The 15216-nt window shown below is 65.3% G+C and carries 12 protein-coding genes and 1 tRNA gene; 4 read left to right on the top strand and 9 right to left on the bottom strand.

Annotated elements, in window-relative coordinates:
* Window positions 1–176: 176 nt before the first annotated feature.
* Window positions 177–2399: an FUSC family membrane protein gene (locus IB259_RS18090; RefSeq protein WP_119450786.1), complete on the top strand. Its 2223-nt coding sequence runs from the start codon at window positions 177–179 to the stop codon at window positions 2397–2399.
* Between the two features lie 58 nt (window positions 2400–2457).
* Here IB259_RS18090 and yaaA read toward each other — a convergent pair whose 3' ends face one another.
* The 3 genes from yaaA to IB259_RS18075 all read right to left on the bottom strand — a co-directional run bounded on the left by yaaA (window position 2458) and on the right by IB259_RS18075 (window position 5346).
* Window positions 2458–3228, bottom strand: coding sequence for a peroxide stress protein YaaA (gene yaaA / locus IB259_RS18085; protein WP_054450168.1), 771 nt, complete (start codon window positions 3226–3228; stop codon window positions 2458–2460).
* Window positions 3229–3243: 15 nt separating this feature from the next.
* Window positions 3244–4026 (bottom strand): 3-hydroxybutyrate dehydrogenase, encoded by a 783-nt coding sequence (locus tag IB259_RS18080; RefSeq protein WP_119450785.1) that lies wholly within the window; start codon window positions 4024–4026, stop codon window positions 3244–3246.
* A 102-nt stretch (window positions 4027–4128) separates the two neighbouring features.
* Window positions 4129–5346 (bottom strand): cation:proton antiporter, encoded by a 1218-nt coding sequence (locus IB259_RS18075; RefSeq protein WP_054450164.1) that lies wholly within the window; start codon window positions 5344–5346, stop codon window positions 4129–4131.
* Between the two features lie 286 nt (window positions 5347–5632).
* On the opposite strand from IB259_RS18075, the gene IB259_RS18070 reads away from it, so the two are divergent.
* Together IB259_RS18070 and IB259_RS18065 are read left to right on the top strand one after the other, a co-directional pair.
* A tRNA-Ser gene (locus IB259_RS18070) sits at window positions 5633–5723 on the top strand.
* A gap of 856 nt (window positions 5724–6579) precedes the next feature.
* Window positions 6580–6879 (top strand): EAL domain-containing protein, encoded by a 300-nt coding sequence (locus tag IB259_RS18065; protein WP_192329814.1) that lies wholly within the window; start codon window positions 6580–6582, stop codon window positions 6877–6879.
* Between the two features lie 79 nt (window positions 6880–6958).
* Here the strand turns inward: IB259_RS18065 and IB259_RS18060 are convergent, their stop codons facing one another.
* The 3 genes from IB259_RS18060 to IB259_RS18050 are packed head-to-tail and all read right to left on the bottom strand — an operon-like array spanning window position 6959 to window position 10197.
* On the bottom strand, window positions 6959–7576 hold the full coding sequence (locus IB259_RS18060; protein ID WP_119450782.1) for a flavin reductase family protein: 618 nt from the start codon (window positions 7574–7576) through the stop codon (window positions 6959–6961).
* A 3-nt stretch (window positions 7577–7579) separates the two neighbouring features.
* Window positions 7580–8530, bottom strand: coding sequence for a carbon-nitrogen hydrolase family protein (locus IB259_RS18055; protein WP_054450139.1), 951 nt, complete (start codon window positions 8528–8530; stop codon window positions 7580–7582).
* 14 nt (window positions 8531–8544) lie between these two features.
* Window positions 8545–10197, bottom strand: a complete 1653-nt coding sequence (locus IB259_RS18050; protein ID WP_054450137.1) for an MFS transporter — start codon at window positions 10195–10197, stop codon at window positions 8545–8547.
* Between the two features lie 171 nt (window positions 10198–10368).
* Here IB259_RS18050 and IB259_RS18045 point away from each other — a divergent pair, with 171 nt between their 5' ends.
* On the top strand, window positions 10369–11208 hold the full coding sequence (locus IB259_RS18045; protein WP_054450135.1) for an IclR family transcriptional regulator: 840 nt from the start codon (window positions 10369–10371) through the stop codon (window positions 11206–11208).
* Window positions 11209–11223: 15 nt separating this feature from the next.
* On the opposite strand, the gene IB259_RS18040 is transcribed toward IB259_RS18045, so the two are convergent.
* The 3 genes from IB259_RS18040 to IB259_RS18030 form a co-directional block, all read right to left on the bottom strand.
* Window positions 11224–12810, bottom strand: a complete 1587-nt coding sequence (locus IB259_RS18040; RefSeq protein WP_054450132.1) for an EAL domain-containing protein — start codon at window positions 12808–12810, stop codon at window positions 11224–11226.
* A gap of 98 nt (window positions 12811–12908) precedes the next feature.
* A complete protein-coding gene (locus IB259_RS18035; protein ID WP_192329812.1) occupies window positions 12909–13889 on the bottom strand; it encodes a tripartite tricarboxylate transporter substrate binding protein in 981 nt (326 codons plus the stop codon).
* A gap of 144 nt (window positions 13890–14033) precedes the next feature.
* Window positions 14034–15161: a mandelate racemase/muconate lactonizing enzyme family protein gene (locus IB259_RS18030; protein ID WP_054450128.1), complete on the bottom strand. Its 1128-nt coding sequence runs from the start codon at window positions 15159–15161 to the stop codon at window positions 14034–14036.
* Window positions 15162–15216 lie beyond the last annotated feature (55 nt).

The raw sequence follows: 15216 nt of genomic DNA, 5'->3' as shown, positions 1-15216 counted from the left end.
GCACCGGTTTCGGATAGGCAGACCGATGCAAGTGGAGCAATTTACCGCGTTGCGTCAAAGGTAGCAAATCGACTTTTGTTCGACCGTTGCTTGGAAGGTTCGGTAACTATCCGACCCCAAAAATTTAGGCAGTCTCTCTATACTTGTTTCGTCATCCGAAACCGAGCCGCCGCCTCATGGATTTGCGCATTGCCAGCATCCGCCGCTTCCTCTACAGCCACTACTTCTTCGGAGGGGTGCGTCAGGGGGTGGGGATGCTGTTGCCCGTGCTGGTGCTGGGCGGCCTGTTCGGCAACTACACCACGGGTCTGGTTGCAACGTTCGGGGCGCAATGCCTGGCCATCATCGACCAGCCGGGCGGGCCGCAGCGCCACCGCACCAACGAGATGCTGGGCGGCGCCGCGCTGGGCACGCTGACGGTCATCATCACAGGGCTGGCGTCATCGCACCCCGTGCTGATCTGGCTGGCGGTCATCGCGCAGTGCTTCGTCTATTCGATGTTCACGGTGTTCGGCAAACGCGGCGGGCTGATCGGCTTTGCCGGCCTGTTGCTGATGACCCTGACCATGCATTCGCCGCTGGCGCCCCATGAGGTGCTGGCGCACGCCGCGGCCACGCTGGGCGGGGCGCTGTTCTACGTCGCATTCAGCCTGGGGTTCTCGCGCCTGTTCTGGCTGCGCGAGGAGCAGCAGGCCATGTCGGTGGCGCTCTTCGCCACCGCCGACTACGTGGCGGCGCGCGCCACCTTCTACGATGAAACCGCCGATCTGGACGACGCCTACCGCGAGCTGATCCAGCGTCAATCCGTCATGACGGAAAAGCACCAGGCGGCGCGCGACATGGTGCTGCGCGCCCTGCCCCGCGGCAAAGGCCTGGGCGACCGCCAACGCGTGATGATCTGGAACATGTTCGTCGATATGCTGCAGCTGCTGGATACGCTGGTGGCCACGCATACCGACTACGCGGCGCTGCGCCGCGCGCTGGCCGGCAGCGACTGCCTGATGTTCATGCGCGATGCGCTGGTGAAGATGTCGCTGGAGCTCAACCGCATCGCGCTGGACGTGTCGCGCGGGCGCAAGGTGCAGTACCGCAGCAGCGCCAAGGCCGAACTGCGCGCCATCGAATACGAGATCGAACAGCTCAAGCAGCAGGGCCTGGGCGAGCGCGAGCCCGAGATGCTGGCGCTGATCGTCCAGGTGCTGCGCCGGCTGCGCAATTCGGCGCGCATCGTCGACCGCCTGGCCGACCACACCGCCGCTTCGCCCGACGCCAAGCCCACCGACGTGCTGCGCATCAACAAGTCGCTGACGCGCTTCATTTCGCGGCAGGAATTCCGCGTGGGGCTCCTGACCAGCAACCTGCGCCTGGATTCGCCGCACTTCCGCTATGCGCTGCGCGTCACCGCGGCCGCGGCCATCGCCATGACGCTGGCCAGCCAATGGCTTTCGCCAGCGTTTTCCGCGCACAACTACTGGATCATGCTGACCATCGTCATCATCATGAAGCCGGGTTTCGCGCTGACCCGCCAGCGCAATAGCTGGCGCCTGACGGGCACGCTGATCGGCTGCATCCTGGCCCTGCTGCTGTTCAACCTGACCGACCGGCCCGAACTGCTGTTCGCCGCGCTGCTGGGCGCCTGCATCATGGGCAACAGCCTGGTGCAGCTGAACTACATGGCCAGCGCCACCTTCAACACGCTGTTCGTGGTGCTGGTGTTCCACTTCGTGTCGCCGGGCACGGTGTCCATGTCGGTGATCGGCGAACGCGCCATCGACACGTTGATCGGCTGCGCGCTGGCGCTGATCTGCAGCTACATCCTGCCCTGGTGGGAGGCCCGCTACCTGAAACCGCTGGCGGCCGCGGCCACGCGCGCCAATCGCGAATACCTGATCGCCGGCCTGCGCTACGTCGAGGCCATGCAGGCCCACGGCGCGCCCGTGGGCGCCGCCGCCGGCGAGACTCCGGCGGTCACGGACGCCGACCTGGCCTGGCGGCTGGCGCGCAAGAACGTGCACATCTCCTTCAGCAATTTCGCCGAGGCTTTCTACCGGATGATGAGCGAGCCCACGTCGCACCAAGTGAGCGTGCCGGAGCTGAACAACCTGCTGATCCAGAACCACATCCTGGCTTCGCAGATCACAGCGGCCATCCCCATTCTGGCCAGCCTGCCGGCTACGCCCGAAGCGGTACAGCGGGCGCTGACCGGCATGGTGGACCTGTTGGATGAGAACCGCGCGCAGGCGCCGGCCGGCCTGCCGACCCAGTTCGACACGGAAGGCGAACAGGCGGCGCTGGTCTATCCGGTCAAGCAGATGCTGAAGGCGGCGCACATGATCCGCCAGGAACTGCACGCGCTGGCCGATCCTACGCACGCGCCGCCGGTGGCGGCGGCAGCATGACCGGCGTGGATGGCTCTGACGGGAATGGGGAGTCCCGGGCGCAACGCCCGGGACCGGATCAGACCTTGCGGCGGAACACCAGCTTGTCTTCCGACGAGGCAGAGGCGTCGAACTTGTAGCCTTCCAGGTCGAAGCCTTGCAGGCCTTCGGGCTTGGACACTTTGTGCAGGATCGCGTAGCGCGCCATCAGGCCGCGCGCGCGCTTGGCGTGGAAGCTGATGACCTTCCAGGCGCCGTTCTTCCAGTCCTGGAATACGCATTGCACGACGCGCGCCTTCAGCGTCTTCAGGTCGACCGACTTGAAGTATTCCTCGGACGCCAGGTTGACGATCACCGGCGCCTTCTGGCCGGCCTGCCGTTCGTTGAGATAGTCAGCGATGGCCGGGCCCCAGTACTCGTACAGGTTCTTGCCCTTGGGCGTGGCCAGGCGCGTGCCCATTTCCAGGCGGTAGGGCTGCATCAGGTCCAGCGGGCGCAGCACGCCATACAGGCCGCTCAGGATGGCCACGTGCTCTTGCGCCCAGTCCAGCTGCTTGGCCGACAGGGTCGCGGCCTCCAGCCCTTCGTAGACGTCGCCGTTGAAGGCCAGCACCGCCTGGCGCGAGTTCGCCTGCGTGAAGCTGCGCTTCCAGTGGGCATAGCGCTGCACGTTGAGTTCGGACAGCGCCGGGCTCAAGCTCATGAGCTCGGAGATGTCCTCGGCCGACTTGGTCTTCAGCACCTTGATGAGGCCGGCGGCCTGGTCCACGAACAGCGGCTGGGTATGCGTCTCGATGTGCAGCGGCGAGTCGTAATCCAGCTTCTTGGCGGGAGAAAGCAAAAACAGCATTCGGGAATTCCTTTTTTAGCGTGCCGTCCAGCCGCCATCGACCGAGACGGACGTACCTGTGATTTGCGCGGCGGCGTCCGAGGCCAGGAACACGGCGGTGCCCCCCAGTTGCTCCGGCGTCACGAATTGCAGCGACGGCTGCTTTTCGCTCAGCAGTTCGCGCGCGGCGGTTTCCTGGTCCACGCCATCTTTTTCCGCCAGCGCGGTGATCTGCTTTTCGACCAGCGGAGTGCGTACCCAGCCCGGGCAGATGGCGTTGGCCGTGATGCCTTGGCCGGCCGTTTCCAGCGCGGTGACCTTGGTGAAGCCGACCACGCCGTGCTTGGCGGCGACGTAGGCCGACTTGTTGGCCGAAGCCACCAGGCCATGGGCCGAGGCGATGTTGATGATGCGGCCGAAGCCCTGCTTCTTCATGTGCGGCAAGGCGGCGGCGGTGCCGTGGAACACTGCCGACAGGTTCAGCGCCAGGATCGCGTCCCATTTTTCAGCGGGGAAGTCCTCGATCAGCGCGGTGTGCTGGATGCCGGCGTTATTGACCAGGATGTCGATGCGGCCCAACTGGCGCACGGCGTTCTCGACCAGCTCGCGCACGGCCGCGCCCTTGGACAGGTCGGCGCCGTCGTAGATGACCCTCACGCCATGCTTGTCGGCCAGGCCGGCGCGGAGCTTTTCGATTTCGGCCGCATCGCCGAAGCCGTTCAAGACGATATCGGCGCCTTGCTGGGCGAAGGCAGTGGCGATACCCAGGCCGATGCCGCTGGTGGAACCGGTGACAAGGGCGACTTTTCCTTTAAGCATGAGCATTCTCCTGTGGTCGAGCACATTGGACGGGCCAAGCAAGGGTCAAGTGTAGCTGCCCGGCATGACGGCAATCATGCCATGCCCGTACGGCACGCAGGGTCAAGCAGCGGGAGGAGGATCGCGCGGCGCGGGAGGTTTCGGCGCCTCGTCCTGGACCGGTTCCGCTGCCGGCAGATCGGCCATGCCGCCCCGGTTCTCGGGTATGCGTTCCAGCAGCTTGATCAGCATCGGCACCACGCCCATCGAAATCGCCACGATGACGGACAGCAAGTCGCGCTGTTCCAGGTTCATCAGATTGTTGTCCCAGGCTTCGTTGAAGATGGCGAAGCTGAACTCCCCGCCCTGCGCCAGCGCCAGCGCGAATAGCAGGCGGTGATAGCGCGGCAGGCCCAGAAAGCGCGAAAAGCCGTACAGAATCAAGGCCTTGACCAGCAGCAGCGCGAATACGCCTACAAGAATGAAGGGCCAGTGGTTGGCCACCACCTTCAGATTCACGGACATGCCGATGGCTACGAAGAACAGGCCCAGCAGCAGCCCCTTGAACGGGTCGATGGCCTTTTCCAGGTCATCCCGATAGCGCGACTCGGCCATCAGCACGCCCACCAGGAACCCGCCCAGGCCCGCGGACAGGCCGGCGTAGTCGAACAGTTGAGCAGCGCCCACCACCATCAGCAGGGCGGCGGCCGTGAACAATTCATTCAACTGCGCCTTGGCAGCCCAGCCCAGCAGCCGCAGCCGGTACGCCGCCGCGACCACCACCACGGCGATCAGCGCCTCCTTGAAGGAAGGCGCCGAGGCGCCATCCGAACCCAGCAGGCCCGCCGCCACCAGCATCGGGATCGCCGCCATGTCCTGGAACAGCAGTATCCCCAGCGCCGACCTGCCCAGGGGCGTGCGCGTCAGCACGCGTTCGTCCAGCAGCCGCAAGGCCACCGCCGTGGACGACAGGGCCAGCGACAGCCCGCAAAGGATTGCCGCCTGCCATTCCATGCCGGCCAGATGCCGCAGCGCCGCGCCGAACACCACCGCCAGCAGCAGCCCGCAGGCCAGCATCTGCAAGGAACCCAGCACGAAGACTTCGTTGCGCATGGCCCACAGGCGTTTGGGCGAGAGCTCCAGCCCGATGATGAACAGCATCATCACCACGCCCCACTGGGACACATTGATCATGGTGTCCACATTGGTGACGAGCCTGAGGCAGGACGGCCCCACCAGCACGCCGGCCAGCAGATAGCCCGGGATCGCGCCCAGGCCCAGCAGCTGGGTCAGGGGCACGCACAGCACGGCCGCAAGCAAAAGGATAAGGATGAGATCCATGGGACTAGCGGTTCCGGGATGAGCGCCGAGAAGAGAAGAGTGCCGGGCAGGGACGCCGGGCATGTCGGAATTCTGGGCAAAGATCGCCGCCGCTGAAAGCCGGTTGAAACCCGCTGTGGGAGACTTTCAACCACCCCCTTTACACAAACAAAAAAAATCCTGTAGAATTGCGGGCTTCGCTGCTTCGACAACGAAGATCCTTCCGACCAGGGATCTTTAGTGGAAGACCCGGCCCTTGGGGTAACCCAGGCCAGCCAGGAACACCACCGTTACGAAACCCAGCCACGGAGAGGTGGCAGAGTGGTCGAATGTACCTGACTCGAAATCAGGCGTACGGTATCCCCGTACCGTGGGTTCGAATCCCACCCTCTCCGCCAAGTATTGCAAAAAAGGCCAATCCCTCGGGATTGGCCTTTTTCTTTTTCCTTCGGACTTCATAAAAACTAAAAACGCACAGGCTCGGCGCGCGCCGGCTTGCGTGTAGGCAAGCCCTGCGCCATTCCGATGCTCGCCCCGGTGGGGCTGCGCTTCGGATGGCTCCGGGGGTCCTCGGCTGGTAGGCGCCTAATGCGTTGGTTTTGGATCCCGTAATGGGCAGACGCCGCGAGCCGGTGGCCGGACGGAGGGATCCGAAGCGCAGCCCCACTGGGCGAGCATCGGAATCCCGCAGTCCGGACGGCGGCGACTCAAGAACGCTGCCTCACAAAACCGAAGTGCGGGGCGGTAGGGCTTCGAGCTTGCGGATGCCAGAGTCCTTTAGCCGCCGAGGCTGCCCTGCGCCATTCCGATGCTCGCCCCGGTGGGGCTGCGCTTCGGATGGCTCCGGGGTCCTCGGCTGGCAGTTGCCTAATGCGTTGGGTTTGGACCCCGTTCATGGGTAGATGCCTTGAGCCGGTGGCCGGACGGAGGGATCCGAAGTGCAGCCCCACCGGGGCGAGCATCGAAATGGCCCGACAGCGCCCCATCGCCAGATATGGACCCATGTCACTTTGGCACCATATGGCAAGCCGCAGACTCGAGCCCCCCCCCATCGGCGCGCCAGGAGTATTCAGAGCGAGGCAATACCTGTCAAGACAGGAAGATCGGCGTCTCCCATGCCTTTTCGAGACCGGCTTGAACGGCTGCTTCGTACTTGGCATCGAATGGCAAGACCCGGCTGCGGCATTCTCCTAACCTAGGCCGACGCCCAGTTCTTTCGACGCCCGCAATCCCTCCAACAGCTAGAGAGGGCCCATGTATCACCATGCTGCCATTCAGTCATTCCATGCGCTGCAGGATGCGTTGAGCAACCGGAAATACCTGTCGATCTCCCGAATAAAAATCGACAAGACCTTTATCGACGAAGTTGTCGTGAGCAAGAAGGATCAGGGCATAGTCGGGGCCATCGTCATGCTGGCCCAGGCCCTGGAGGTGGATGTGGTCGCCGAGGGCGTGGAAACGGCCGAGCAATTTGCCTATCTACGGAACATTGGCTGCTCAGCCTTTCAAGGCTTTCTGTTTGGCAGACCGTGCGAAGTTTCCGACTTCCTGTGAGCGCTCCCGTCGCCCCGCGGGCCACTACGCTTTGCGCATCCATTGCAGCAAGCGAAGGCGGGGCCGCCCCGCCTGACTATCACAAGGGCGCCGTTGGCCGCGCCAATTGGAACAGGTCCGTGCTGCGCGCGTACCAGCCGCCGCCGTGCATGCGCGCGATCAGCCCCATGGCCGGCGTGTCCATGTAGCCGCGCTCGGCGTCCTGCACATAGGCATCGTCGACGTGCGCGCCCAGCACCCGGCCGATCACCACGAGCTGGCGCGGGCCGGTCACGATGGTTGCCTGGCTGACGCACTCCAGCGACACCGGACTGCCCTTGATCAGCGGGGGACGCACGTGTGTAGCCGGCAGCGCGGTCAGGCCGGCCGCCGCCATCTCGTCCACGTCCGCCGGGTAATCGGCGCAGGTCTGGTTCATCTGCGCAACCAGCGACTCCGGCACCAGGTTCACCACGAACTCGCCGTTCTCGATGATGTTGGCGCCGGAATCCTTCAGTTCGCCGCTGGCATGGCGCATCAGGCCGATGGCGACCGTCGGCGGCTGAGGCCCCATGACATTGAAGAAGCTGAAGGGAGCCGCGTTGACAACGCCTTTGTCCGAAATGGTGGTAAGCCACGCGATCGGGCGCGGGGTGACGGTCGAGGTCAGCACGTTGTAGACCGTCTGCGTCGGCAAGGCGCTGAAATCAAAATGCATGATTCAAGCCTCCCCGGCATTCAGCGCCGAGACGGCCCGCTTTTCACGGGTGTCGACCTGCAGCTGGAACACGTCGGGGCGTGCGTAGTGGCCCGAGACGTCGAAGTCGTACTTGCCGCGCAGGATCTGGTTGGGATTGATGTCGGCGTACAGGATGGTCTCGGCTGAGAAATCCGGCCCTGCCAGCACTTCGCCCAGCGGATCGATGATGGCGCTGCCGCCGCGCATCAGCACGGTGTCGGGCGCGTCGCCCAGTGCGCATTCGAAATCGTCGGGATAGGCATCGCGGCGCAGATGCTGGCAGGCCGTGAGCACATAGCAGCGCCCCTCCAGCGCGATGTGGCGCATGCTGGGAATCCAGGAATCGCGGTCGTCGGCGGTGGGCGCGCAATACAGCGCCACGCCCTGGCTGTACATGTACATGCGCAGCATGGGCATGTAGTTTTCCCAGCAGATGACCGCGCCGATCTTGCCGTAGGGCGTGTCGAAGACGGGCATGGTGGAACCATCGCCGAAGCCCCAGATCAGGCGTTCGCCGGCGGTGGGCATGAGCTTGCGGTGTTTGCCCGCCAGCCCTTCACGGCCATTGAAGTACAGCACCGTGCAGTACAGCGTGCCGCCATCGGCCTCGATGCAGCCCATGACCACGAAGCTGTCGGTGTCGGCCGCGGCCTGGGCCACCAGCGCGACCTCTTCGCCATCCAGCCGGATGGCCTGGTTGTGATAGCTGGCGAAGGCGTCGCGGCCTTCGGGCTTGCGCATGCCGATGGGCGCGCCGAAGGAGTTGCCCTTGGGATAGCCGCCCAGGAACGCCTCGGGGAACACGAGCACGCGGGCGCCCTGCTCGGCCGCCTGGCGAATGAGCGATGCCGCCTTTTCGGCGCAGGCGACGCTGTCGGTGGGAATGGAGGCCGCCTGGATGACGGCAGCCTTGAAGCTCTGTTGCGTGGACATGTCTCTCCTCTTTCTCAGTGTGCAGCGTCTTCGTCGATGGCGCGGGCGCGGGTGTTCGGCAGGAACAGGCTGCCGATGACGCCGACCACCGCGGTCACGACGACCGGATACATCAGGCCACCAAAGATATTGCCGCTGGCCTGAGCCAGGTAGGTGGCGGTAAAGGGCACGATGCCGCCGAAGATGCCGGCGCCGATGTGGTACGGGAAGGATAGCGCCGTATAGCGGATGCGGGCCGGGAACAGTTCGACCAGATAGGACGCCACCGGGCCGTAGACCATGGCGACCACGGCCGTCATCAGCACCAGGATCAGGATGATGGTCGTGCGGTCGACGCGTGCGGGGTCGGCCCGCTCCGGATAGCCGGCGGCCGTCAGCGCGCTGGTGTAGGCGGCGCGGTCAAAGCCGTTGACGGTCGTGCCGCCCACGCTCATGGCGATGCTCTGCCCGGGCAGCGGCGCGGCGTATTCGAAGTTGATGCCCTTGCCGACCAGGAATTTCTTGGCCTGCACGCAGACCTTCTTGTGGTCGGCGTGGCTACCGATCATGGCGGCCTGCAGTCCGAAATCGCAGGCGCCGCCGCTGGTGTCGGCATGCACGCGCACCGGGGTGGTCTGCATGGCTTGCGCCAGGGCCGGGTTGCCCGCCTTGAGCAGCACGTCGAACATGGAGTGGTAGCCCAGCGCCGCGACGAACAAGCCGACCATCATGATCCACTTGCGGCCGATGCGGTCCGACAGCCAGCCGAACAGCACGAAGGTCGGCGCGCCGATGATGAAACCGATCAGGATCAGCGTGTAGACGCTGGTCTGGTCCAATTGCACGGCCTGCTGCATGAAGATCATGACGTAGAACTGGCCGGTGAAATAGGTAGCGCCCTGGCCGGCGGTGACGCCGATCAGCGCCAGCAGCACCAGCCGCAGGCTGGACCATTGGCCGAAGGTCTCCTTGACCGGGTTCTTGGACAGGCGGTTCTGCTGCTTCATGCGCGTGAACACGGGCGACTCGTGCAGCTTGGCGCGCACGTAGATCGAAATCGCCAGCATCACGATCGACAGGATGAACGGCAGGCGCCAGCCCCACTGGCGGAAATCCTCGGCGCTCATGGATGCCTGGGTGCACAGGATCACGATCAGGGACAGGATCAGGCCCGCCGAGGACGTGATCTGGATCCAGCCCGTCAGCAGGCCTCGGCGCTTGGGTTCGCAGTGCTCGGCCACATAGATGACCGCGCCGCCGTACTCGCCGCCCACCGCCAGGCCCTGCACCACGCGCAGGGTCAGCAGCAGGATCCATGAAAGGTGGCCGGCCGATTCATAGGTGGGCAGGCAGCCGATCAGGACGGTTGCGCCGCCCATCATCACCACGGTGATGAGGAAGGTGTACTTGCGGCCCAGCTTGTCGCCCAGGTAGCCGAACATCACGGCGCCCAGGGGCCGGATGATGAAGCCCACCGCCAACGCGCCCAGCGCGGCCAGCAGTGCCACCGTGGGGTTGTCCTGCGGGAACAGCACCTGGCTCATGAAGACGGCCAGGGTCCCGTAAATGAAAAAGTCGTACCACTCGAACAAGGTGCCCAGGGTCGAGGCCACCACCACCTGGCGTTCCTCTTTCCTGCTGAGCGTCGGACCGGCGTCGATCCGCGGCATTGCCACATTCGCTTCCATGCTTGCTTTCCCCAATCGCTTTAGATTGATAATGCTGTATTCATTAACTATTATCAAACTTAACCCAGGACCTGAAAAACTAGGGGAAACCCGGCGAAGCCGCCCGCGCGCCCGGGCGGCAAGGGTCCGCCCCGCTGCTACACTCCCGCCAGAAAAACAGTGGAGGCAGCAATGGCAAGGCCCGCCGGCAAGATGGAAAAGAACGCGGAACAGGCGCCTGCCGCCGCGCGCAGGGGCATCCAGTCGATCGAAGTGGGATTCCGGATCCTGGACGTCATCCGCAAGGCCGGCCGCCCCCTGCCCCTGAAGGAAATCGCGGATGCCTGTGAACTGACGGTACCCAACGTCCACTACTACCTGGTCAGCTTTCAGAAGGTGGGCGTGGTGCAGCAGCACGCGGATACGGGCCATTACGGCCTGGGTCCCTATGCCCTGCGGCTGGGCCTGGCGGCCCTGGAACAGTTCGACGTATTCACCACCGCCCGGCCCATCATGGCCGAAGTGGCCGCGGTCACCGGCCACACCGTGTTCCTGGGCGTGTGGGGCAACAAGGGCCCGACCATCGTCTACCGCGTCGAAGGCGCTCGCAGCCGCCCCCTGCTGGAACTGCGCGTGGGCAGCGTGCTGCCGCTGCTGTCCTCGGCGCTGGGCCGCAATTTCCTGGCGCACCTGCCGGAAGCCAGCACGCGCGAACTGCTGGAACAGGAAATGGCCTCGGCCGGTTCGGACGGATATGGCGGCAAGTCCTACACGCAAAAGGACGTGCAGGCCATCCGCGAGGAAGTGCTCGAACACCACCTCAGCCGTTGCCGCGACGCGCTGCTGCCGCACTTCACGTCGCTGTCCGCGCCCATTTTCGACATGCTGGGCGAGATGAAGGCGGCCATCACGCTGATGGGCCCGGTGGGCGCCATCGACGACGACCTGCAATCCGACACGGCGCGGCTGCTCAGTGAAAAAGCCCGCTCGATCTCGGCAACGGCAGGCTGGGTGGAGCCGCAGGCGCGCTAGGCGCTTCTGCCGCCCTCACCTCCGCGCGTCGGGCAGCCGGCTGGGCGGCGGCGTGCTGGCCACGTTTTTCTTGTAGTAAGCGATGAACTCCGGCGCCGGCATGGGCTTGCCGTACAGCCAGCCCTGGCCGAAATCCACCTCGCGCGCTTTCAGGTGGTCTTCCTGTTCCTGGCGTTCGATGCCTTCGGCCACGGTCAGCAGGTTCAGCGACTTGGCCATGTCGATGATGTGGTCCGTGACCTTGTGGGTCGCGGAATCGGTGCCGATGGTGTCGACGAAGGACTTGTCGATCTTCAGCGAGTCGAGCGGCAGCCGCTGCAGATAGGACAGGCTGGAGTAACCCGTGCCGAAGTCGTCGATGGCCACGGCATGGCCTTGCGCCCGGGCCTGTTCGATCACGCTGCAGGCCTTGTCCACGTCCATGAAGCCGCGTTCGGTGGCTTCCAGCCAGATCTGCCGGGGATCGATGACCGTGCCTTCGAGCATGCGCTGCAACACCCGCAACGCCCCGCCATCCTTGAGATCGCTGGCGCTCAGGTTGACCGAGATGTGCGCTCCCCGGTCCTCGCCCAGCAGATCCTCCATATCCCGGATCACCAGGCGAAACACCTCTTCGGTGATGCGGGCCATCAGGCCGTTGTCCTCGGCGATCGAGATAAACAGATCAGGTCTCAGGGTCTTGCCGCCGCGCCTGATCCAACGCACCAGCGCCTCCGCGCCGATGCAGCGGCCAGTGCGCAGGTCGATGATGGGCTGGTAGTGGACGACGAATTCACGCCGCCTGATGCCGGCGGCCAATTCGCCCGCGATCGACAGGCGCCGGCGCGACAGCCAGACGACCAGTGCGATCATGGCTGCCGCGACCAGCGTCCCCATGGGCAACCAGAACAGGCGTTCGCGCGGCAGCATGTCCAGCGCTTCGGTTTGAGGTTCGAGCAGGACGACGGCCAGGTCCGCATTGCGGGCGACGGCGCTGAGATAGGCCTCGTCGATGTCCAGCTTGCCGCCATTCAGCGCCTGCGATACCAGCACGAGATCGGGGTCGTTGCGGGTGCCCAGCATGCCCACGCCCGGCAGGACCACGGCAAGTTGCGCGCCGTCCGTGAGCGCCTTTTCGGTGAACCGGCCTGGTTCGAACAAGGCGCTGTAATCGCCGTGGCGCACGGCCACCATCCTGATGCCGGGGCTCAAGACGGGCACTGCGTCCAGCAACAGGCGTCCACCATTGGCCAGTTCGACCTGGGCCGGAACCAGCGGCTCTTCGTAGCTGGGCACGCCCCAGGTGGTGCACTGGACGATGCCGCCCGCCACGTAGGCCAGATCGTCCACGGCCCGGTCCCTCAGGGCCAGGGCCCGCATATGGCGGATGTGCTGGGGTGAACAGGGTTCGAATGCCAGCCCGTCCAGATCGCGCAGCGTGGTCACGGTCTGGTCCAGCAAGTCCTGCGTGTCCCTCAGGATGCGCTGGGCCTGGTCGTCCAGATAGCGCTGTTCGCCCGCGACGGCGCGGGACCAGGACATGTGCAGCGCGAAGCCGATGGGCAACAGCGCCGCGGCGGCGGCGAGAGCGATGGCGATGCCGATTACAAACTTGCGCGGCATCGAGGCCGTCCCCAGGGATCGCCGGCTGGCGAGGTTATATCTTTTTACACTTTTTGAGGGGGCAGTGTCTCCATCAATTTCCGCTCGCAGCCGGCGTTTCAGCCTTCCGCCACGATCTTCGCGTCGCGGATGGTCTGGGCGTACTTCTGCTGCTCCTGCTTCATGAAGTCGGCAAAGCGCTGGACGCTGCCGCCGCCATCCTCCGCGCCCACCTGCGCCAGCTTTTCCTGCACATCCGGCATCGCCAGCGCCCGGTCGATGTCCTGGTTCATGCGCTGGACCATGGCGGCCGGCATCTTGCCCGGACCGACCATGCCGAACCAGATGCTGGCCTCGAAGCCGGGATAGCCCTGTTCGGCCACGGTCGGCACATTGGGGTGGCTCTTGGAGCGCTGCAGCAGAGTCTGCGCCAACGCGATCACCTTGCCGGACTGCACCAGCGGCGTGGCGGTGGTCATGCCTTCGAAGCAGTACTGCACGTGGCCGCCCAGCAGGTCGTTCATCAAGGGAGCCGAACCCTTGTAGGGCACGTGCAGCACATCAATCCGGGCGCGGGCCTTGAAGATCTCCAGCGCCAGGTGCTGCGCCGAACCGCTGCCGGCCGAACCGAACACGATCTTGCCCGGCTGCGCCTTGCACAGCGCGACCAGCTCGGGCAGCGTCTTGGCGGGCTGAGAGGCGCCGCCGATCAGGATGGTGGGCGTCTTTCCGACCAGCGCGATGGGCGTGAAGTCGCGGTCCACCGAATAGGCCAGCTTGGGTTGCAGGCCCGGCGCGATGCCGTGGCTGTTGACGTGCGCCATCAACAGCGTGTTGCCGTCGTTGGGCTGGCGCGCCACCTGTTCGGCGGCAATGATGCCGGCCGCGCCCGCGCGGTTTTCGACGATGACGGGAATATTCCACATCACGCCCAGCTTCTGCCCCAGCAGGCGCGCCAGCACGTCGGTGCCGCCGCCGGCGGGAAAGCCCACCACGATCTTCACCGGCCCCTGCGGCAGGTCTTGCGCCCGCGCCGCCGCCGGCAGGACCAGCGCGGCTCCCAGCGCCGCGGCGCCGGTCATGAATTGCCTACGTTGCATTGCTGTCTCCTCGCGCGCCGGTCCGATGGCCGGCGACTGGTTCTCGAAACTCTGTCACCGCTCACCGCAAGCGGCCGTCTGGCGCGGCCTGGCTGCGATGCTCCTGCGCTGCTGCGCGCGGCCGGCAGGCCGCGCGCCCTGCCCTCAACCAGCGACCCGGCTCCACTTGCCGTAGCGCTCGACCATGCGCTCGTCGAAGCCGAAGCCCAGGCCGGGCTCCTGATGCAACACCACGCGCCCCTGCTTGTGCGTCAACTGGCGGTCGACCAGCCTGCGGAAGTTCAGGACCTGATCGTCCCAGAAAAATTCGACGTAGCGTGCATTCGGCGTCGCGGCGACCAGCGGCGCATGCACGTCATGGAACCAGTGCGGGCAAACCACGACGCCGTAGCTGGCAGCGGTAGCGGCGATGCGCTTCCATTCGGTGATGCCGCCGCAGACGGCGGCGTCGGTCTGCAGGATGCCGGCTGCGCCCTTGTCCAGCAGCTCCTTGTGATACCAGCGGCCGTAGCCGATCTCGGCGGTGGCGATGGGCAGGCGCGTCAGGCGCGCGAGCTTGGCGTGGCTGTCGATGTCGTCGGGGCCGAAGGGTTCTTCGATGAAGTACGGATCGTACTGTTCGAAGCGGCGGATGTACTGCATGGCCTGAGTCACGTCCTGCCAGGCGTTGTTGCAGTCCATCATCAGCTCGACGTCGGGGCCGATGGCCTCGCGCGCCGCCTTCAGGCGCGCCTCTTCCTCGGCCGGGGACAGGCGGCCGGTCTTCATCTTCACGGCGCGAAAGCCCTTGTCCACGTAGCTCGCCATTTCCTCGCCCAGGTGCTGGGGCGTCTTGCCGTCGAGGTAATAGCCGCCGCTGGCATAGGCCGGCACGGTTTCGAGCTCGACCGCGCCCAGGTACTTGTGCAGCGGCAGGCCGACGGTCTTGGCGTTCAGGTCCCACAGCGCGATGTCCAGGGCGCTCAATGCGCGCATTACCGTGCCTTGCCGGCCTTGCAGCAGGGCTTCCTGGTACATCGCCTGCCACAGGCCTTCGACAGCGAGCGAATCCTTGCCCAGCAGCACGGGGCCCAGCAGGTTCTGCACCGCGGCTTCGAAGATGGCGCCGCCGGCGCTGCCCACGTAGCAGAAGCCGATGCCCTCCACGCCGTCGGAGGAACGAACCTTCACCAGGCCGTAGTGCCGCGTGGACACGGTGCGGTTCGAAAACGAGGTGACCTTGTCCAGGGGCACCGCGGCGGCGCACACGTCTATGGATTCAATGATGGGCACAACTGGCTCCTTGGTAATCGGGATGGTCGGGCGGGGCCTGCGCGGCTTGCGGGGC

Source organism: Achromobacter sp. ACM04, assembly GCF_014851465.1.
Lineage (GTDB): Bacteria > Pseudomonadota > Gammaproteobacteria > Burkholderiales > Burkholderiaceae_B > Achromobacter > Achromobacter aegrifaciens.
This window is presented reverse-complemented; position numbering and strand designations above follow the sequence as displayed.